Genomic DNA, 19,304 nt, shown 5'->3' with positions numbered 1-19,304 from the left:
GGGATCGTCACTTGCGGCTCGAGGCGAGCCGCAGGTGCGACGCCTGGTGACGGCGGCGTTCCCTGGTGCCTCCCCGGCGTTCGCGCGCCGGATCGAAGGGCTTCGACCAGGAAGCGCCGCCGTCGTCCTTGCGGCCGGCGTCCTGCGCCTGCGGGGCCGTCTCCCGCGCCCCCTCTTCTTCCAGCCTGAACCCCGCCACTGTGCGCGACAGCGCCAGCGCCTGCATCTGCAGGGTGCGCGCCGCGCTCGCCGCTTCTTCCACCAGCGTGCAGTTCTGGCGCGTCACCTGGTCCATCTGCACGATCGCCTGGCCCACGTCGGCCAGTTGCGTGGCCTGGCCTTCGCCAGCCGCACCGATGCGCCCGGCCAGGTCTTCCACCTCGCGCACTGTGCCGGCGATCCGCTCCATGCTGCTGCCGGCGTGCAGGGCCCAGGCCGCGCCGCCGTCGATCTCGGCCAGCGACTGCGCCGCCACGGTCCGGATCTCGCGGCTGGCGGCGGCCACCCGGCGCGCCAGCGCCCGCACCTCGCCGGCCACCGCGGCCATCGCCGGCGACTGCGCGCCGGCGTCCATGTCGGCGTCCGGGTGCGTGCGCGCCGCGTCCAGCGCCGCGTTCAGCGCCAGCGTGCCGGTCTCGCTCGCCGCCAGGTCGAGCCCGTCGACGATCTCGACCACCCGCTGCGCGCCGCGGCGGCTGCCCTCGAGCGTCGCCACCAGCCGTTCGACCAGGTCGCTGCCTTCGTGCGCCACCTCGCCGGCGCCGGCGGCCAGCCGGTGGGCGATGCGCGCCTGGTCGGCGCCCAGCTTGACGTCGGCCGCCAGCTCGCGCAGCGCACCTTCGGTATGGGCCAGCGCGCTGGCGCGGAACACGGCGCGGCTGCCCAGGCTCAGGCTGCCGAGCTTGATGTCGCGCGAGGCGGCGCCGATCAGGCGCGCCGAGTCCAGGATCGAACGCAGGGTGCCGTTCAGGTTGCGGATGCTGGCGTCCAGCTGGCGCGACGTGTCGGCGATCTCGTCGCCGCCATAGTCGTGGTCGAGATGCGGGCGCGCCGTCAGGTCGCCGCTGGCCAGGCCGCTGGCGGCCAGCCCGATGCCGCGGATCTCGTCCAGCAGGATGCGGCGCACGGCGAAGGTGATCGCCAGCGACAGCCCGATTGCCAGCAGCACCACTGCCGGCATCAGCACCGAGATCATGCGAAAGTCGGCCTCCGCGCTGGCGGAGGCTTCGCGCGCCAGCGCTTCTTCGAGCGCGCCCAGGTCGGCCAGGCGCTGCGCCACCAGCGCGAAGGCGCTTTCGGCCTTCTGCATGGCATTCGCGCTGATCGAGCCGTCCAGCGGCGCCAGCTCGATCACCTCGCGCACCGCCTCGGCGTAGCGCAGCTGCGCCGCTGCGGCCTGCTGCACGTGGCGGTCTTCGGCCTCGGTCAGGGTCGCCTTGCCCAGGGCAGCCAGGCCGGCCGCGATGCGCCGGTGCTGGGCCAGGATGTCCTGGCGCAGCGGCTCGGTGCGCGCCAGCGGGAAGCTGCCGCCCATCCAGCTCAGCAGGCGGTAGATGTCGGCATGCGCCTTCTGCGTCTGCGCCGCCAGGCTGCTGGCGGCGCGCATGCTGGCCGCGCGCTGGCCCACGATCGATTCGAGCGAGTCGTTCTGGCGCACCATCGCGTAATAGGCGACCCAGGACAGCACGAGCAGCAGGGCCAGCACGGCGCCCGGAGCGAGCAGCAGCTTGGGACCGATTTTCAACCGGGACAGCAGGCGGGACAGCATGGAGAACCCGGGAACGCGGTCGGCGGGCGGCGTGGTCATGACGTCCTCTCGTCTTGGTGCATTATTTCCTCAGCGCATACAACAATGTACGCCGGAGACGGACATCGCACTTGTCACGGCGCAAGACCCATGTCCGTCCGCGGCGGCGGCGGCGACTTGCCGCGCAGGGGAATTTCGGGCAAGAATCCTTCTACCCAAGAATAATGAGCCACACGGAAAACTCCCCATGCGCCTGCCATGTGCACGCCTTTCGCATTGCCTCCTGCTCGCCATACTGGCGCTCGCCCTGTGCGGCCGGGCCGGCGCCGCCCCGCTGCCGCCCTGGACCGGCGACCTGCAGCACACCTCATGGACGCGCGAGGACGGCGCCCCGTCCGCGGTGTATTCGATGACCCAGGATGCCGCCGGCATGCTGTGGTTCGCCGCCAACGACGGCCTGTACAGCTTCGACGGCGTGCGCTTCGTGCGTAACGACGAGGTCTTCGGCCACAAGCTGCGCTCGCCGCTGACGATGGCCGTGGCCGCCGATGGCGACGCCATCTGGGTCAGCTACCAGTTTGGCGACGTCAGCCGCTTCGAACGCGGCGCCGTCCATCACTACGTCGGCGCGGATTCCCCGCCCACCACGGTGCTTCGCTTCGGGCGCACGCCCGACGGCGTCATGTGGGCCTCGAGCGGCACCGGCATGCACCGGCTCGAGGGCAAGCGCTGGGTTGACGTGGGACCGTCCGCCGGGCTGCCGAACGGCCGGCCCCACGGCTTCAGCGTGCTGGCCGACGGCAGCCTGCTGGTCTACTGCGCCGACGGGATCTACCGCGGCGCGCCCGCTTCGGACGCCGGCGGGCGCCGCTTCGTCAAGGTGCTCGACCAGCCGCTGCTGGGAAACGGCTACCCACGTCCCGACGGCAAGGTCGTGATCAAGCCCCGGGCGCGCGGCCTGCGGCTGTTCGACCCGGCCAGCGGCAGGGCGGCGCCGCTGGCGCTGCACAACGGCGGCGCCCCGCTGCTCGGCTACGAAGGCGACGCGCGCGGCGGCTTGTGGGTCTCCACCGGCGATGCGGTGCAACTGCTCGATGGCCAAGGCAAGGTGGTGCGCCTGTTCTCGACGGCCGCCGGCTTCACCGACGGCATCGTCAACGCCACCCTCCACGACCGCGAAGGCAATCTCTGGTTCACCACGGCGAACGGCGTCGACCGGGTGCGCCAGGCCCGCCTGTCGACCGTCGCGCTGCCGCCGGGCTTCGTTCCCGCGCTGAGCGTCACGCCGGGCGACAGCGGCGCGGTCTGGATCGGCAACACCGACCGCACCGGCGCCTTCGATTTCGCCAGCTTCGTGCTCGCGCCGGACGGCCGCCGCCGCACCACGGCGATCACGGACGTCAGCGCCAGCCACCGCGCGCCCGACGGCACCCTGTGGTTCGGCAACAACGCCAGCCTGTGGCGGGTGCGCGACGGGGCCACCCGGCGCTGGCCGCTGCCGCCCGCGCTGGCGGGACGCAGCGTGCAGGCGATGACGACCGGCGCCGACGGCGCGCTGTGGGTGTCGGTGATCGGCCACGGCGTGCATGCCTTTCGCGACGGCGCCTGGAGCAAGGGTGGCGGGCGCGCGGCGCTGGCCGGTCCGACCGCGGTCACCCTGGCGACCGACCGCCAGGGCCGGACCTGGTTCGGCTACACCGATAACCATATCGCCATCCTCGATGGGGACACGCTGCGCCACTACGGTCCGCGCCAGGGTCTGGCGATCGGCAACACGCTGGCCATCGTGCCCGGCCGCGCCGGGGTCTGGATCGGCGGCGACCGCGGCCTGGCCTGGTTCGACGGCGAGCGCTTCGTGGCGCTCGACGAGCGCGGCGGCCGGGGATTCCGCGGCGTCTCCGGCATCGTCGAGCGCGCCGACGGCGAGCTGTGGCTGCACGACACCGGCGGCCTGGCGCGCGTCACGGCCGCCGACCTGGCGCGGGCGCTGGAAGCGCCGGGCGCCGGCGTGGCGGCCGAGCGCTTCGACCACCTGGACGGCCACCGCGGCATGCCGGCCCAGATGCAGCCCTTGCCCTCACTGGTCCAGGCCGGCGACGGCCGCCTGTGGTTCGCCACGTCCAGCATCGTGGGCCACGTCGATCCCGCCAGGATCGTGCGCAATCCGCGCCCGCCGACGGTCATGGTGACCGCCATCCGCACCGACGGGGGCAGCCATGCGCCCGCGCCCGGCCTGGTGCTGCCGGCGCGCACCACCCGGCTCGAGATCGACTTCACCGCCACCGCGCTGTCGATGCCGGAACGCGTGCGCTTCCGTTACCGCCTCGTCGGCCAGGATGCGCACTGGCGCGAGGCGAGCGGGCCGCGCCAGGCGGTGTACACCAACCTCGCGCCGGGCGACTACCTGTTCGAGGTCGGCGCCGCCAACGAGGATGGCGTCTGGAGCCCGCAGCCGGCGCGGGCGGCGCTGCGCATCGAGGCCGCCTGGACCCAGACCCTGTGGTTCCGGCTGGCGTGCGCGCTGGGCCTGCTGGCCGCAGCCTGGCTGCTGCACCGCTGGCGCCTGGCGCGCGTGGCGGCGGGCCTGCGCGAGAAGATGCTGGTGCGTACCCGCGAACGCGAGCGCATCGCGCGTGCCCTCCACGATACCTTCCTGCAGAGCGTGCAGGCGCTGGTGCTGCGCATGCACGTGCTGATGGGCAGGCTGCCGGCGGATAGCGGGATGCGGGCCGAAGTCGGGGAGGTGCTGGCGCGCGCCGAGGACGTGATCGAGGAAGGCCGCCAGCGGGTGCGCCAGCTGCGCGTGCCGGGCGTGCGCCACGGCTGCCTGCTGCAGGCGCTGGCCGACGCCGGGCGCGACATGGCGGCGGCGTCCGGCGTGGCCTTTACCCAGCAAGTCACGGGCGCCGCGCGCGCCCTCGACCCGGAGATCGAGGACGAGCTGTTCACCATCGGGCGCGAAGCGCTGTCCAACGCCTTCCACCATGCGCGGGCGACCCGGGTCGCGCTGGCGCTCGACTACGGCGCCGACCGCCTGCGCCTGGCGGTCAGCGACGACGGCCACGGCATCGCCGCCGACATCCTGACCAGCGGCGCGCGCGAAGGCCACTGGGGCCTGCCCGGCATGCGCGAGCGGGCGCGCTTGGCCGGCGGCGTCCTGGACATCGACAGCACGCCGGCCGGCACGATCGTCAATGTATGCATACCGGTAACAACCGCTTACCAAGGCATGCGCCGCGCATGAGCACAGCGCCCTTAAACGCGCTATGCTTGCCAAATCCCCCGCTCGAGGAGCTCCAATGAAAGCACGCGCCTTCGTATTGACGCTCGGATGGCTGGCGGCCTGCGCCGCCCAGGCCCAGCTGCTGCCCGACCCGTCCTCGCGCCAGCCGGCGCAGCTCGAGCGGAACGCAGCCGCCAGGCCCGACCCGTTCGCCGGCAGCCACCAGCCCTATCCGCGCGTGTATGGCGGCAACGTGGCGGCCCAGCCGAACGACCACGTGTTCACCGGCATGCGGCGCGATCCGCGCCTGATCGGCGGCGTCGAGGTGGCCCCCAACGTCGCCATCGAGGGCGGTTACCTCAATCTGCCGGACAAAGACTTGCACAAGGTCGAGCCGGGCAAGCCCGCCGACGCCTCGATCCCGCTGGGCGAAAAAGGTTCCAGCAACCACCTGGCCGCCAAATATTCGCTGCCGGCCGGCGACCGGCTGTCGGCCTACGGCAAGGCCGGCATCGCCTATACCGAAAAAAAGAAGGAACAAGGCGTGGCCGGGTCCGATACCGGCCTGTACACCGGCGCCGGCGCCAGCTACAAGGTCGACAAACGCACCACGGTGAGCGGCGACTTCGTGCGCCACGGCGACGCGGCGAAGAAATTCGACCGCGTGCGCGACGGCGTCAAGGGCAACCTCAAGATGGGCTTCTGAAAGGACGCGACATGAAACAACCGGCCTTGATCCTGGCGGCGGCCGTCGCCGCCGGCGCTCCGGCGCAGGCGCAACTGGTGGAACAGGCCTCCGCGCCGGTGGCGCTGGCCGACACCCGTCCGCGCAGCGTGTTCTCGGCCCCGCGCGATCCCCGTTTCCAGACCTTCCCCCGGGTCTATGGCGGGAACCTGAACGTCAACCCCAACGACCGCCTGTTTGCCGGCCTGTTCAAGACCGACCCCAGGCTGCTGATGGGCGTCGCGACGACGCCGGGGCTGGCTTTCGAGGCCGGCTACGTCAACCTGCTCGACCAGGGTTTTCGCCCGCTGAACGAGCGCGATCCCGAAGACACGACCGGCGCGATCGGCCTGCGCGGCTTCAACCTGCACGCGGCCGTCAAGGTCACGCAACCGCTCGGCGAACGCCTGTCGGCCTACGGCAAGCTGGGCGTGGCGCACAGCCAGAACCGCCGCGGCGTACGCAGGGGCATCGATACCGGCCTGTACACCGGCGTCGGCGCGCAATACAAGGTGAGCGAACGGGTCACGCTCGACGGTTCCTTCGAGAATCACGGCCACGCGGCCGAACGTTTCGAGAATGCGAGCAATTCCAGCAGCAGGGTCAGGGCCAACCTGAACGTCGGCTTCTGATCTCCCGTTCGCGGACGGGCGCGCTACACTAGCGCCCATGAGATTTCCCGCTTTCCTGGCGCGCCACCGGCGTCTGCTCGGCGTCGGCCTGGCATCGCTGTTGCTGCACCTGGCCGCCCTTGCCTGGCTCGAATTCCCCGCCCAGCGCGCGCCGGGCGTGCGCGAGCCTGCGCCGCTGACGCTGCGCATCGCGCGCGCCGGGACCGAGCGCGCAACGCCCCGGCCGGCGCCCGGCCCGCCGCCCGCCTCCAGGCCCGCCCCCGAATCCGCCCCTGAATCCGCCCCGCAGCCCGCGCCGGCACCCGCTGCCGCGCCGGAAGCCGGGCCGGAAGCCATATCGCCCCCGCTGCCGGCGCTCGCCCCGCTCCAGGCGGCCGGGCAAGGCGAGGTGCTGCCGGGCGCGATGCCGGGCCAGTTCCGCGTCTCGCCGGCGCCGCCGGCGCGCCTCGACTACCGCGTCAGCGGCGGGGGCGCGGCGCGCCTCGAATGGCGCACCGACGGCAGCAGCTACCGGCTCGCGCTCGACGGCGTCCTGGGCGCGCTGGACAGCGAGGGCGGCCTGGACGACGGCGGCCTGGCGCCGCTGCGCGCCAGCGAGCCGGCGGGCCTGGGCCGGGCGAGCACCGAATTCGATCGCGCGCGCGGGGTGATCGTCTCGCACCTCGGCGCGCGCCGCGACCAGCTGGCGGGCGGCGCCCAGGACCGCGCCTCGCTGCTGCTGCAGCTGGCGGGCATGGGACGCGCCAATCCGGACCAGCTGCGCGGCGTGCTGGCGTTCTGGATCGGCGCCGCTGGCGGGGCGCGCCAGGAGCGCTACGAGGTGATGGAAATGGAGACGGTCGACACCGGGATCGGCGCCGTGAAAGCGCTGCGCCTGGCGCAGCTGGCGCCCGAGGGGGCGCCGCGGCTGGAAGTGTGGCTGGCGCCAGGCCAGGCCTGGCTGCCGGTGCAGCTGCGCCTGACCTTGCCCGACGGCGCGGTGCGCACCCAGACCCTGGACGCGCTCGAGATCGACATGGAGATCGAGAGCGCGGCCGGGCCTTGATGCGGGGGCTGCGTCAGGCCAGCTTGGCCGCGTGCTCGCGGGTCGCGTGGAACACCAGCTTGGGCCAGCGCTCCTGGGTCAGGCGCAGGTTCACGCCCGACGTCGCCAGGAAGGCCATATTGCCGGCGGCGTCGTAGGCGACCTGGTGGCCGAGCTGGTTCTCGAAGTCGGCAAGGGATTTCTTGTCGTCGCTCGAAATCCAGCGCGCGCTGCTGATGCTGCTGCTCTCGAACACCGCATCCACGCCGTACTCGTTGAGCAGGCGGCTGGCCACGACCTCGAACTGCAGCACGCCGACCGCGCCCAGGATCAGGTCCGAGCCCAGCACCGGCTTGAACACCTGCACCGCGCCCTCTTCGCCCAGCTGCTGCAAGCCCTTGTGCAGCTGCTTCACTTTCAATGGGTTGCGAATCCGCACCGTGCGGAACAGGTCCGGGGCAAAATACGGAATGCCGGTGAAGGTCAGCATCTCGCCTTCCGAGAAGCTGTCGCCGATCTGCATGTTGCCGTGGTTCGGCAGGCCGATGATGTCGCCGGCATAGGCTTCTTCGACCTGTTCGCGGCTCGAGGCCATGAAGGTCACGACCGACGACAGCTTCACTTCGCGTCCGAGGCGCAGGTGCTTGACCTTCATGCCCTTCTCGAAGCGTCCCGAGCACACGCGCAGGAAGGCGATGCGGTCGCGGTGGGCCGGGTCCATATTGGCCTGGATCTTGAACACGAAGCCCGAGAACTTGGGTTCGACCGGCGCGACCGCGCGCACGGTGGCGTCGCGTTCGCGCGGCGCCGGGGCCCAGTCGACCAGGGCCGACAGGATCTCGCGCACGCCGAAGTTGTTGATCGCCGAGCCGAAGAACACCGGGGTCTGCACGCCCGACAGGAAGCGCTCGAGGTCGAACACGTGCGAAGCGCCGTGCACCAGTTCCACTTCCATCTTGAGTTGCTCGATCTCGAGCGGGAACATCTCGGCCAGCTTCGGATTGTCGATGCCCTTGACGATCTCGAAGGCGCCGTCGGCCTTCTCTTCGCCGGCCTTGAACAGCATGATCTCGTCGCGCAGCAGGTGGTACACGCCGCGGAAGTTCTTGCCCATGCCGATCGGCCAGGTCACCGGCGCGCACTCGATCTTGAGCACCGACTCGACCTCGTCGAGCAGCTCCAGCGGATCGCGGGTCTCGCGGTCCATCTTGTTCATGAAGGTGACGATCGGGGTGTCGCGCATGCGGCACACGTCGAGCAGCTTGATGGTCTGTTCCTCGACGCCCTTGGCGGCGTCGATCACCATCAGCGCCGAGTCGACCGCGGTCAGCACGCGATAGGTGTCTTCCGAGAAGTCCTGGTGGCCCGGGGTGTCGAGCAGGTTGATCACGTGCTCGCGGAACTCGAACTGCATCACCGAGGACGCGACCGAGATGCCGCGCTGCTTCTCGATGTCCATCCAGTCCGAGGTCGCGTGGCGGCCGCTCTTGCGGCCCTTGACGGTGCCGGCCAGCTGGATCGCGCCCGAGAACAGCAGCAGCTTCTCGGTCAGCGTGGTTTTACCCGCGTCGGGGTGGGAAATGATGCCGAAGGTGCGGCGGCGCGCGACTTCGCGCGCGATCGCGCCGGCCTGGCGGGGGGCGGCGACGTCGAGGTCGTCGCTGGAAATATCGGTGTCGTTGGCCATGGATCGAGCCCTGTTGTCGGGCCGCGGGCGACCCTTGTCGGAAAACCCTCGATTTTACCGTTTCCGGGGCGCGCCGTGTGAACTAAACGGCGCCCCCGGCGCGTGCATCGCCTAGTCGCGCACCCGGCGCCAGCCGGTGCGGCGCGCGTCCTGGGTCTTGGCCGGCGCCACCTCGGTGGTGATGGTGTTGCCCTTGGCGGTGGTGGTGATCAGCTTGAGCGCGCCCGACGGCAGGCGCACGATGGTCGTGCCCACCGCCGCCGCGTCGCCCGACAGCAGCACGCCGGCGATGTCGTTCGAGACCGCGGCGCCGCTGCACACGTCGACGAAATAGGCGTAGCTGATGCCGCCCACCGCGCAGGCGGTCGAGGATTGCGGCAGGTTGGACACCACGGTCAGGGTGCCGGCCACGATCTTCGGATCCAGGTTGACCCGCTCGCCGGCGTTCTTGTCGAAGTCGACGAACCAGCCGCGCTGGCGCCCCAGGTCGGCGATCGTCCCGCCGATCGTGAACTGGTTCGAGCGCGGCACGTCGGGCGCGGCGTCATCGTAGGGCCGGGTCTCGGTCAGCGTACGTTCGGCATAGGTTTCGTCGTCGCGCCAGGCAGCGGCGTCGAAGGCGGCGCCATCGTCCTTGAGCACGTAGGCGCTTTGCACCTTGGTGTTTTGAATGTCCGGCAAGTCGAGCATGCGACCGGTGCCGAAGGCCACCACGCGCCTGGTCGGCGCGGCGTCCGTCCCCTCGCCGGTAGAGCCGACCTGGCAGACGGCGACGTCGGGACGGGTGGTGATCGGCTGGTCGGGGCCGGCATTGGCCATCAGCAGCCGCTGGACGCGCTCGCCGGTGAAGTCGAAGCGCCACATCTGGCCCTGGTTGTCGCCGCCGTAGACGTAGGTCACCAGCGGATCGGTGTTCGGGTTGGCCGTGATCGCCGTGATCTTCGCCAGGCCGGACGGCGTCGTGGCGTCGCCGCTGCCGGTGGTGAGCATGCCCTTGTCCAGCACGTCGCCGGCGCCCAGGTTGGCGATCGCCTCGCCGGTGGCGACGTCGATCACGAACAGGTAGCCCTTGCCGCTGCCCGACTGGATGTCGTCGGCGCCGGGAATATTGTTGTAGCCCGAGGTCAGGAACACCACCCAGCGCTCCGCGCCGCCCACCCGGATGGTGCCGAACTGGGGATTGCCGAAGGTGAAGCCCATGTCGGGCTGGTGGTGCACGCCGCCGCACACCGTGCTGTCGGCGCAGATTTCCCACAAGGGCTTGGGATCGGCCGGATCGGTGACGTCCAGCGCATAGTAGCCGCGCCCGCCGGCGTTCAGGCCGGCGACCAGCACCGTGCGCCATTCGCCGCCGATCTTGACGTCCGCCAGCTCGGGCGAACCGTCGGTGCTGAACTGGTGGCTCGACGCGTAGTTGACGCTGGCCTGGCGGTACAGCTTCTTCATCGTGATGCGCGGCATGTAGGCCCACAGCTCGGTCCCCTTCTCGGCTTCGAAGGCGTGCAGCATGCCGTCGTTGGCGGCGATGAAGACGACCGGGTCGCGGCTCGCGTTCTCGCTGCGGAAGGCCGCATAGTCGGCGCTGCCGTAGGCCTTGCGCGGTTCGCGCAGGTAGGCCGGCTTGGACGACGCCACGTCGCCCAGGATCTCCAGCTGCGCGCCGTTCGGGCCGGTGTCTTCCGGCCCGGTGGTGGTGTAGGCGCGCAGCAGGACGTTGTCGGCATGCTGTTGCTGGCCGCGCAGCCAGCCGACGATGGTCCGGCCGTCGTTGACGACGGCGCGCTGGTCGGCCGACAGGCGCGCGCATTGCGGCAGCGCCGCGCACTTGTTCGAGAACCAGGCCTGGTCGGCGCCCAACTGGTCGTAGGCGAAGTCGGCGCGCGCGCCGGTGGCCGGGTTGCGCCACCAGATGCTGCGAGTGTCGGCGTCGGCGCCCACCTTCTGGCCCATGCTCCAGGACGTCTTCCAGTCGACGTCCTGGCTGACCTCGCCCGTGACGATGTCGATCACGCGCTTGGAGAGGTTGCCGGTCCACTTCACGGTGGTGAAGGTGGCCGAGAAGATGTCGCGGTCTTCCTGCGCCACGTTGGGGGTCGAGGTGGCGGCCGCGGCGGCCGCGCCGGTGGCGACCTGGATGTCGTTCAGGACCCGGTTCAGGCTGTCGACCACCTGCAGCGGATCGGAGGCCGGGAAATATTTGCCGCCGCCGTTGATGGCGGCGTGCCACAGGTCGTCCACGCGCGACTGCAGCGCGGTCGACAGGTCGGTGGTGCCGGTGTTCGGATCGGGCCAGACGTAGGCGCCGTTGTTGTTCCACGGGCAACCGGTCTGTACGCCGTTGATCAGGTTGTAGAAGTCGCCGCCGACCACCGGCTTGGTGTCGTAGTCAGGCTCATAGGTCATGATGCCGTCCACGCCCAGGCCCAGGGCATAGGTGCGCATGTGCAGGTGGTTGTTGCCGGCGCCCGGCACCTGGCCGGTCTTCGACATGTCGTCGATCTCGGGACGCAGCGACACGGTGCCGGTGCTCGAGCCGCCGTTGTACCAGTACAGCGCGACGTCGGCCAGCGACGGCAGCGTTTGCGCGCGGGTGTCGAGGCAGCCCTTCTCGCGCGTGCAGAAGCGCGCCGGGTTGACGGTGTTGTCGTTGTTGACGACGGTTTCCTCGTATTCGGCGGGCGAATTGCGGGTCGCCGCCTTGACCAGCGTCTTGGGGCTGTTGCCGTTCCAGTAGCCGTCGGTGGTCACGAACGTGAAGTTCTGCTGGCACGCATACTCCACCGTCTCCGAGCCCGCTTCCTGCCTGTAGGGCGCCTGGTTGGCGAACATCTTGCCGATCGCGTGCAGCGCCAGGCGCACCGGGGTGCCGCCCGCGCTGTTCATCGCGTACAGCGCGTCGTACCAGTCGATCCGGTTCTGGCCGGTGAACGGCTTCGGACGGCTCATCGTTCCTTCCGCGGCCGCATCCTGCAGGCCCACCAGGCCGACCTTGTAGGCTTCGCCCAGCGGCTGGAAGGCCAGGCCGACGGACGTCTTCATCATCTGGTTGCGCGTCTTGTAGTAGGCGTACCAGTTGGCGAAGTTGGTCATCTCCTCGGCGTAGGTGCAGGCCGCGCCCTGGCAATCGGTGCGCTGCGCCGATTTCGGGTAGTTGTCGCGCGCCGGTACGATGTCGGTGCGGATGAACACGCCGGTATCGAAACCCGAGACCGAGGTCGGCGCGCCGTCGCTGGTCGCCGGCGCGCCTCCCCAGCTCAGGCTGGCGGGATTGTCGACCCGGGTATAGCTCAGGTTGGCGCCGGCCATGCTCAGCGGCGCCACGATGCACACCATCGAACTGGTGGCCGCGGCGCACTGCGGCGTCACGTTGTTCGGACCCACATAGGCCTTGATCGTGCCGCGGGTGCCGATCTCGCTGGCGATTTGCGAGGCGACCTGGGCCGCCGTGTAGTTCTGGCCGAAGCGCAGCGAGTCGATCAGCGTGGTATTGCCCAGCTTCAGGCCGACCAGGCGGCTGCGGCCGTTGGTGTTGCTGCTGTTGGCGGCGCGTCCGCCCACTTGCAGCAGCGCGGTGGCGGCGGTGCCGGAATCGACCACGATCTCGTCGCCGGTGCGCTCGCCCTCCCTCACCACCGTGCAGTTGTTCTTGTTGGTGACGTTGCGGCCGCAGCTGATCGGGATCACCGCCAGCATGTCGCTCGACTCGAGCGTGATGCCGAAGTCGGAACAGGCGCGCACCACGGCGCTGGCCTGGGGCACGCAGGCGGTGAACGGACGGTCCGATACCGCCTTGTTGACGATCGAGGCCGCCAGCGCGGTGGCCAGCGCGGTGCGCTTGGCCGCGGTGTTGGTGCCGCCCGAGGCCGTGGCCGCGTCGCGGGTGATGGTCTGGGTGCCGGACACCCCGACCGCGCGCACGGCGGTGATCGAGACCGCGCTGGCGGCGCCCGAATCGTTGATGGTGATGGTCGAGTACCAGTTGGCCGAGCGGTTCGGGTCGCCGTAGCGCGGGTACTTGTAGTTGCCGACGTACTTGGCCTGGCAATCGGTCAGCGCCGTGCTGTTGCACCAGCGCACCGGGGCCGGCACCGGATACCCCTGCGGCGCCGGGGCATTGACCGCGGTGCTCACGCATCGCTTCAGGCTGGCGTCGGTGCAGTATTCGGCGACGTTGATCGTGTAGTAATAAGGATTGGCGCCGACCGCCTCGGCGCTGTTGTAGGTCAGGCTCGGATAGGCGTAGCCGCCGATGTTGCGGCGGCACTCGCCGTCGCTGTTGCACCACTGCAGGTCCGGGTAGCCGGTCAGCAGATTGGTGGTTTCCTCGTTCGCATTGCGCATGTTCCGCTTGTCGATGCCGAAGCCGTCGGTGGTCACGGACTTCCAGCCGTCGGTCTGGCTGGAGGTCTGGCTCGGATACGAGGTCTGGTCGGCCCGGACCGGCGGCTGGTAGCGCACCTTCGGGTCGTAGTACTGGCGGTTGAACAGCGGCGCCGCATAGGGCGGATCGCCGATCACGCAGCCGCGCGGGTTGCGCGCCGCGAGCGTCGTGCTGGCGCGGCAGGTGGTGTTGTCGTCGACGTAGTCCGGCGTATGGTTCCAGGCCATCGAGCCGGAATCGTCGTACAGCAGCATCAGGTTCGGCTTGACGGTGCCGCTGCCGGTGATGCTCATCAGGGGCAGCGAGGCCAGGCCGGTCGGACCGGCCCAGGCCGGCGTCGACGCCAGGGTCATGGCCAGCGCCAGCGCCAGCGTGGTAAGGAGAGAAAAATTCATGCGCATTCCATTCGTGCCGGCCGGCGTCAGGCGCCGATCAGGACAGCCATCTGGTTGATCACGTTGCCGCCGCGCGCGCCGTCGATGCGGGCCGTGATCACGTAGTGAATCTGGGGCGAGCTGGCGTAGGCCGGCGCGTCCGACGCCAGGCTCTCGCCGATCGCCACCCGGTTGCCGATCTTGACCGTGTTGGCGGAGGTCAGCACGCACTCCTGGTTTTCGCTGCTGAAGCTTCCCGGGTTGCGGCACATGCGGTGGATGACATACTGGATCCGGTTGCCGTCGGCGTCTTCCACCGCAAAGCTGTCGGCCCAGAACGCCTTGTCCTTCGGCGTCAGCGTGGTATCGAGGCTGGCGTGGTAGCCGCGCGCGAGGTCATCCTGGTTGAGGCTGGCCTTGTCGGCCGACGCGGCGTCGCTCAGCCACTGGAAGCCCGTGTGCAGGCCCAGGTCGACCGCCCGGCTCAGGGTGGCGTCATAGGCCAGGTTCGAGGCCGCCAGGGTGGCCGAATTGCTGGAGCGCAGCAGGTAGATGCTGGTCACCAGCATCACCAGCATCATGATCAGCATGACGGGCAAGGCGACCCCGTCCTGGCTGCGGGTGCTTGTCGGTGGATGGGTCATGCAGTGGGCCTCCAGCCCGCATTGCGCAGCGGGACGATGGTCTCGAAAGTGCGGTAGCGGTAGCAGCGCCAGTCGACCGGGTCGTCCGCCACGCGCACGTCGAGTTCGACCTCCACCGGGTCGACGCCCTGCGGCTGGGCGCTGCCGAACACCTTGATGGCCTGCGGCTGCGCCGTGCACACGCCGTCGGAGCCGGGCCGCTCGGGCGTCTTGGCGCGCGCCACGACCGCGATGCGCAGCGCGGCGACGCGCTGGTAGTCGCCCGGGCCGCCGGTCACGCCATCGTCGTCGGCGTCGATCATCGCGCTCGACCATTCGCCCACCTGCATCCCCAGTTCCGGATCGAAGTCGGCGGCGGCGCGCTTGTCGAAGCCGTATTGCGCCTTGAGCGAGACGATGTTGTCGGCCACCGCATGCGCGGCCTCGCCATCCGCGCCGAGGTTGGTGGCGCGCAGGCGCAGCACCCCGTCCCGCACCAGCCAGGTGTGGAACGACAGGTTCGCTTCGCCTCCGAGGTTGAAGATGCGGCTCGCGCTGCCGTCGAAATTGCGCGCCAGGGCGCCGGCGTTGTAGCGGTAGCGCACGTCGCCGATCGAGATCGCCGGCGCCGCGCCCTGGCCCGTCAGCGCCGCGACCTGGGCCAGCGCGCACTTGCCTTCGCCGTTCTCGGGCGCGACCACGATCACGTCGCCGACCGCGAAGCCGTACAACGGCCGGTCGACCACCAGCTGGTTGCCGCCGATGTAGTTGGTGAGCAGGCGCGTGGTGCCGGTGCCGCCCGGCGCGCTGCCCGCGTACATGGTCAGCTGGTCCGGCTTGCCGTCGGCCCCCGGCACGATCACGGCGGCGGCCAGCGGCGTCACGCCGACGCCGTCGCGGCTGGCCGAAGCCAGCGCGTAGCCGCTGTTGTCCGTGAACAGCGTGTCGCAGCCGTTCAGGATCGGATCGTTCAGGCCATAGCCGGCCTGCTCGGCGTCGCCGCTGATCGAGAACATCGCCATCATCCCGTTCTGCATCGAATCCGAGCCGCCCAGCGCGCCGCGCTTGGTGGTTTCGGAATCGGTCATCATGCGGGTGGCGAACAGCACCGCCAGCAGGCCGATCACGATGCTGACCATCAGCTCGACCAGCGAAAAGCCGGCCATGCGCCGCGCCTGCGCCCGGGAACTCATGCCGACCTCGCCATGTAGGTGACGATGCGGTGCGTGTTCTGCTGCGCCGCGTCGCTGCGGCGCCAGCCGATGACGATCACGACGGCGGTGCGCTCGGTGTCCGCCGCCGGCGTGACGCTGATCTCGACCGCCGCATTGGGCAGGTGGCCGGCCAGCGCGGCATGCCAGGTCTCGAGGCGCTCGCCCGGCTCCGCGTCCCTGGCCAGCGCATACTCGTCCAGGTGGTCGAGGTCGGTGCTCATCACGCCGATCAATTCGTTGGCGGCGATGGTCGCCTCGGCGCGCATGGCCGCCTCGGACAGGGCGGCCTGGGAATTGACCTGCAGGGCCAGGGTGCCGATCAGGCCGATCCCCAGCAGCAGGACGGCGATCAGCGCTTCGAGCAGCGCGACGCCGCGCTGGGCCTGGCGGAGCGGAGAAAAGCGGCGACGCATCATGGGCACCTGCGCGCGTCGCCCGCCGCGGCGGCGCCGATCAGGTCGGGACGGCAGGTCACCACGGCCCCGGCCAGGGTCAGCACCACGGCGGTCGGGGTGAAGACGTTCTCGGCGTCGGCGCTGCCGGGCCCGAGGTCGAAGCGCATCAGCGCCGGTTTGCCGCCGTCGACCCAGCCCAGCTCGGTGAAATAGACCGAGCGCGCTTCGGAATCGGGCGCGACGCTCAAGGCCGTGGTGCGCGGCAGCGCGGCGGCGCTGCGAAACACCGAACTGGTCTCGACGTTGCCGTCTTCCGGACCGGGGGCCGGCTCGTCCACGGTCGACCAGCGCTCGCTGTCGGCGCCGCAGCCATCGTCCGGGACCGGGAAGCAGACGTCGACCTGCCAGTCCAGCTGACCGCTGCCGGCGTTCTCGGTGAACACCAGGCGGCTGCGGCTGTTGTTGGCCCGCGCCTGGCTGCGCGCCAGGCGAAAACCTTCGGCGTAGAACTCGGCCGCGCCGGTGGCCGTGGTGCCGCCCAGCCAGCCGCGCATGCCGGGAATGCCGACCGCCAGCAGGATGCCGAGGATCGCCACCACGACCAGCGCCTCGAGCGCCGTGAAGCCGTTCTGGCGGGCCGCGCTTGCTGGCAGCATTACTAGGCGAACTGCTGGGCGAACTACTGGGAGCACGTGCCCTCCTTGCGGTCGACCCAGCAACTATCGTTGTCGAGCCAGCCATCCGGCACCCCGGTGGTGGCGCGCTGCCCGGACTGGTCGATGGTATACACGAATCCGGCGGCGGCGTTCTTGCCGGTGGCGGTCAAGGTATAGGCCGAGACGGTGGCGTCGTCCAGGCTGTAGTCGAAATTCAGGCCGGGCTCGGGCATGAGGCCGGCGCCTTCCGCGTCGAAACCTTCGTATTTGTGGTTGTTGGTCCAGTACTGTTCCAGCTTGTTCTGGGTGGACGCGAGCACGCCATGCGCCTCGACCAGGCGCGCGCGCATGACGTAGCTATTGTACGAAGGCACGGCGATCGCGCTGAGGATGCCGATAATCGCGACCACGATCATGAGCTCGACGAGCGTGAAGCCGGACTGGCGCTGCTGCATGGGATTCTCCTGAAGGCGGACGGACTCCGCCAATAATGTTGCCATGGAGAATGATATCCCAGGAACCTGTCATTTCCCTGAGGAAAAGCTGACAAAGTCCTGACAGCGACGCAAATACGACGCCGGCAAGCCCCTATCTTGTCGGAGCCGCAGCAAAACGCACCGTCACGCGGGTGCCGCCGCCGTCGGCGTCGTCCAGCACCACGGTGGCGCCATGCGCCAGCGCGATATCGCGCACGATGGCCAGCCCCAGGCCGCTGCCGGTGGTCTTGTGGTCCAGGCGCACATACCGTTCGAACACGGCGGCGCGCCGCGCGGGCGGGATGCCGGGGCCGGAATCTTCCACGGTAAACAGGACGGCATCGCCCTCGCGCGCGCAGCCGACGGTCACCCGCCCGCCGGCCGGCGTGTAGCGCAGGGCATTGTCGACCAGGTTGTCGACCAGGTCGCGCAGCTGGAACGCGTCCCCTTCGACCAGCGCCGGCGCCAGCTCGAAGCCAAGGTCGATGTCCTTGGCGGCCGCCTGCCCGACGAAGAACTGGATGGTTTCCTGCACGAGCCGGGCCAGGTCGAGCGCGGCGTGCTGGTCGTCCGGCCGCCCTTCCCTGGCGCGCGCCAGCGCCAGCAGCTGGTTGACCTGGCGGATCATGCGCTCGTTGGCCAGTTCCATCATGCCCAGCGAACGCACGGTGTCTGGGTCGCGCGCATGGCGCGCGCGCAGCCACTCGAGCTGCAGCTGCATGCCGGCCAGCGGCGTGCGCAGCTGGTGCGCCATGTCGGCCAGGAAGTCGCGCTGGGCGCGCGCGCCGGCTTCGACCTTGTCGAGCAATTCGTTGAAGCCAGTGACCACCGGCGCGATCTCGTAAGGCACGCTGGCTTGCGGGATCGGCGCCAGGTCGCCGGGCCCGCGCGCGGCCAGCTCGGCGCGGATGCGCGCCAGCGGGCGCAGGCCGTTGCTGACCGACAGCCAGACCACGCCGGCCAGGGTCAGGGTCACGGTCGAGACCAGCACCACCAGCGAGCGCACGATGGCCGAACGCACCTCGAGGCGCTGGCGCAGGGTGCGCGCCACGCCCAGGTGGCGCTCGCCGGCGGGCGTCGCCAGCGCCAATGCGACCACCCGCACCGGCTCGCCATCGACCTCGGCGTCATACGGCGCGGCGCCGGGGCGCAAGGCCGGGAAGGCGGCGGCGCCAGCCAGATGGCGGCCATGCCCGTCGCGCACCACGAACCAGTTGCGGTCGGCATCCGGCGCGCCGGGCGGCAATTGCGGCGTGGCGCCCGCGGCCAGCCGCGCGGCCAGGCCGTTGGCGGTGTCCAGCAAGCCGGCGTCGAAGGCGACCTGGGCCGGGGTCCAGGCCAGGCCGGCCACCAGCGCGGCCAGCACCAGGTTGACCAGCAGGATCGGGCCCAGCAGCCACTTGAGCAGGCGCAGGCGGATGCTGCTCATGCGGCGCGCAGCATGACGCCAACCGTCATTCGGCCGCCTCCAGCAGGTAGCCGAAGCCGCGGATGGTGCGGATCGCGACGCCCGATCCGTCGAGTTTCAGGCGCAGGCGCGACACATAGACCTCGACCGCGTTCTGGGTCACGTCTTCGCCCCAGGGCAGGATGGCGTCGATGATCTGCTGCTTGGACACCACCCGCCCGGCATGCTGCAGCAGGTATTCGAGCACGCCCCACTCGCGCACCGACAGCTCGATGGGATGGCCGGCGACGCGGGCGCGGCGGGTGGCGCGGTCCAGCGACAGCCCGGCGAGCGACATCAGGGTGGAGACCGGGGCGTGGCGCCGCGCCAGCGCGCGGATGCGGGCCACCAGTTCGGCGGTGGCGAAGGGCTTCACGAGGTAGTCGTCGGCGCCGGTCTCCAGGCCGCGCACCCGGTCTTCGACCGCGTCGCGCGCCGTCAGCAGCAGCACCGGCGTGGCCGCGCCGCGCGCGCGCAGGCGGCGCACCACCTCGAAGCCGTCGATGCCGGGCAGGCCGATGTCGAGCACCGCCACCTCGGTCCCGGACTCCTGCAGCGCGCGGTCGGCGGCCAGCCCGTCGGCCACCTGGGTGACCGTCATGTCCTGCGCCTGCAGCGCGCGCAGCAGGCCGTCGGCCAGCACCGCATCGTCTTCCACCAGCAATACCCGCAACCCCATATCCTCAGTCCCGTGATGCGCC

Annotated in this window: 14 protein-coding genes; 4 read left to right on the top strand and 10 right to left on the bottom strand. The window is 70.5% G+C overall.

Annotation, left to right across the window (positions count from 1 at the left end):
* Positions 1-7: 7 nt before the first annotated feature.
* On the bottom strand, positions 8-1,807 hold the full coding sequence (locus tag LO55_RS17565; RefSeq protein WP_229410167.1) for a methyl-accepting chemotaxis protein: 1,800 nt from the start codon (positions 1,805-1,807) through the stop codon (positions 8-10).
* Between the two features lie 187 nt (positions 1,808-1,994).
* Between LO55_RS17565 and LO55_RS17560 the strand changes: the two genes are divergently transcribed.
* From LO55_RS17560 to LO55_RS17545, 4 genes are read left to right on the top strand one after another with little or no spacing between them, the layout of a single operon-like run.
* Positions 1,995-4,991 (top strand): sensor histidine kinase, encoded by a 2,997-nt coding sequence (locus tag LO55_RS17560; RefSeq protein WP_071362449.1) that lies wholly within the window; start codon positions 1,995-1,997, stop codon positions 4,989-4,991.
* 55 nt (positions 4,992-5,046) lie between these two features.
* Positions 5,047-5,676 carry an outer membrane beta-barrel protein gene (locus LO55_RS17555; RefSeq protein WP_071362448.1) on the top strand — a complete coding sequence of 210 codons (630 nt, stop codon included), beginning with the start codon at positions 5,047-5,049 and terminating at the stop codon, positions 5,674-5,676.
* 11 nt (positions 5,677-5,687) lie between these two features.
* Positions 5,688-6,326 carry a putative outer membrane beta-barrel protein gene (locus LO55_RS17550; RefSeq protein ID WP_071362447.1) on the top strand — a complete coding sequence of 213 codons (639 nt, stop codon included), beginning with the start codon at positions 5,688-5,690 and terminating at the stop codon, positions 6,324-6,326.
* A gap of 37 nt (positions 6,327-6,363) precedes the next feature.
* A complete protein-coding gene (locus LO55_RS17545; RefSeq protein WP_071362446.1) occupies positions 6,364-7,371 on the top strand; it encodes a DUF3108 domain-containing protein in 1,008 nt (335 codons plus the stop codon).
* 13 nt (positions 7,372-7,384) lie between these two features.
* Here the strand turns inward: LO55_RS17545 and LO55_RS17540 are convergent, their stop codons facing one another.
* From LO55_RS17540 to LO55_RS17500, 9 genes are all read right to left on the bottom strand, one after another.
* A complete protein-coding gene (locus tag LO55_RS17540) occupies positions 7,385-9,037 on the bottom strand; it encodes a peptide chain release factor 3 (protein WP_005667447.1) in 1,653 nt (550 codons plus the stop codon).
* Positions 9,038-9,148: 111 nt separating this feature from the next.
* Positions 9,149-13,813 (bottom strand): pilus assembly protein, encoded by a 4,665-nt coding sequence (locus LO55_RS17535; RefSeq protein ID WP_071362445.1) that lies wholly within the window; start codon positions 13,811-13,813, stop codon positions 9,149-9,151.
* 26 nt (positions 13,814-13,839) lie between these two features.
* Entirely contained in the window at positions 13,840-14,436 is a 597-nt protein-coding gene (locus LO55_RS17530) for a pilus assembly PilX family protein (protein ID WP_071362444.1), read from the bottom strand.
* Positions 14,433-15,608: a PilW family protein gene (locus LO55_RS17525; RefSeq protein ID WP_071362443.1), complete on the bottom strand. Its 1,176-nt coding sequence runs from the start codon at positions 15,606-15,608 to the stop codon at positions 14,433-14,435. Before LO55_RS17525 ends, LO55_RS17530 begins: the two co-directional genes overlap by 4 nt.
* On the bottom strand, positions 15,605-16,045 hold the full coding sequence (locus LO55_RS17520) for a type IV pilus modification PilV family protein (RefSeq protein WP_071362442.1): 441 nt from the start codon (positions 16,043-16,045) through the stop codon (positions 15,605-15,607). The genes LO55_RS17525 and LO55_RS17520 overlap by 4 nt, the downstream gene beginning before the upstream one ends.
* Positions 16,042-16,680 (bottom strand): pilus assembly FimT family protein, encoded by a 639-nt coding sequence (locus tag LO55_RS17515; protein WP_071362441.1) that lies wholly within the window; start codon positions 16,678-16,680, stop codon positions 16,042-16,044. The genes LO55_RS17520 and LO55_RS17515 overlap by 4 nt, the downstream gene beginning before the upstream one ends.
* A gap of 23 nt (positions 16,681-16,703) precedes the next feature.
* The gene (locus LO55_RS17510) at positions 16,704-17,135 is read right to left on the bottom strand and encodes a type IV pilin protein (protein WP_071362440.1); all 432 of its coding nucleotides are present in this window, start codon (positions 17,133-17,135) and stop codon (positions 16,704-16,706) included.
* 133 nt (positions 17,136-17,268) lie between these two features.
* A complete protein-coding gene (locus tag LO55_RS17505; RefSeq protein ID WP_071362439.1) occupies positions 17,269-18,585 on the bottom strand; it encodes a sensor histidine kinase in 1,317 nt (438 codons plus the stop codon).
* A gap of 25 nt (positions 18,586-18,610) precedes the next feature.
* Positions 18,611-19,282 carry a response regulator transcription factor gene (locus LO55_RS17500; RefSeq protein ID WP_005667433.1) on the bottom strand — a complete coding sequence of 224 codons (672 nt, stop codon included), beginning with the start codon at positions 19,280-19,282 and terminating at the stop codon, positions 18,611-18,613.
* Between the last annotated feature and the right edge of the window lie 22 nt (positions 19,283-19,304).

The sequence above is a fragment of the Massilia timonae genome (genome assembly GCF_001866515.1).
In the GTDB taxonomy this organism is placed as follows: Bacteria; Pseudomonadota; Gammaproteobacteria; order Burkholderiales; family Burkholderiaceae_D; genus Telluria; species Telluria timonae.
The sequence above is the reverse complement of the archived record's forward strand: the minus strand, read 5'-3'. Positions and strand labels throughout refer to the sequence as shown.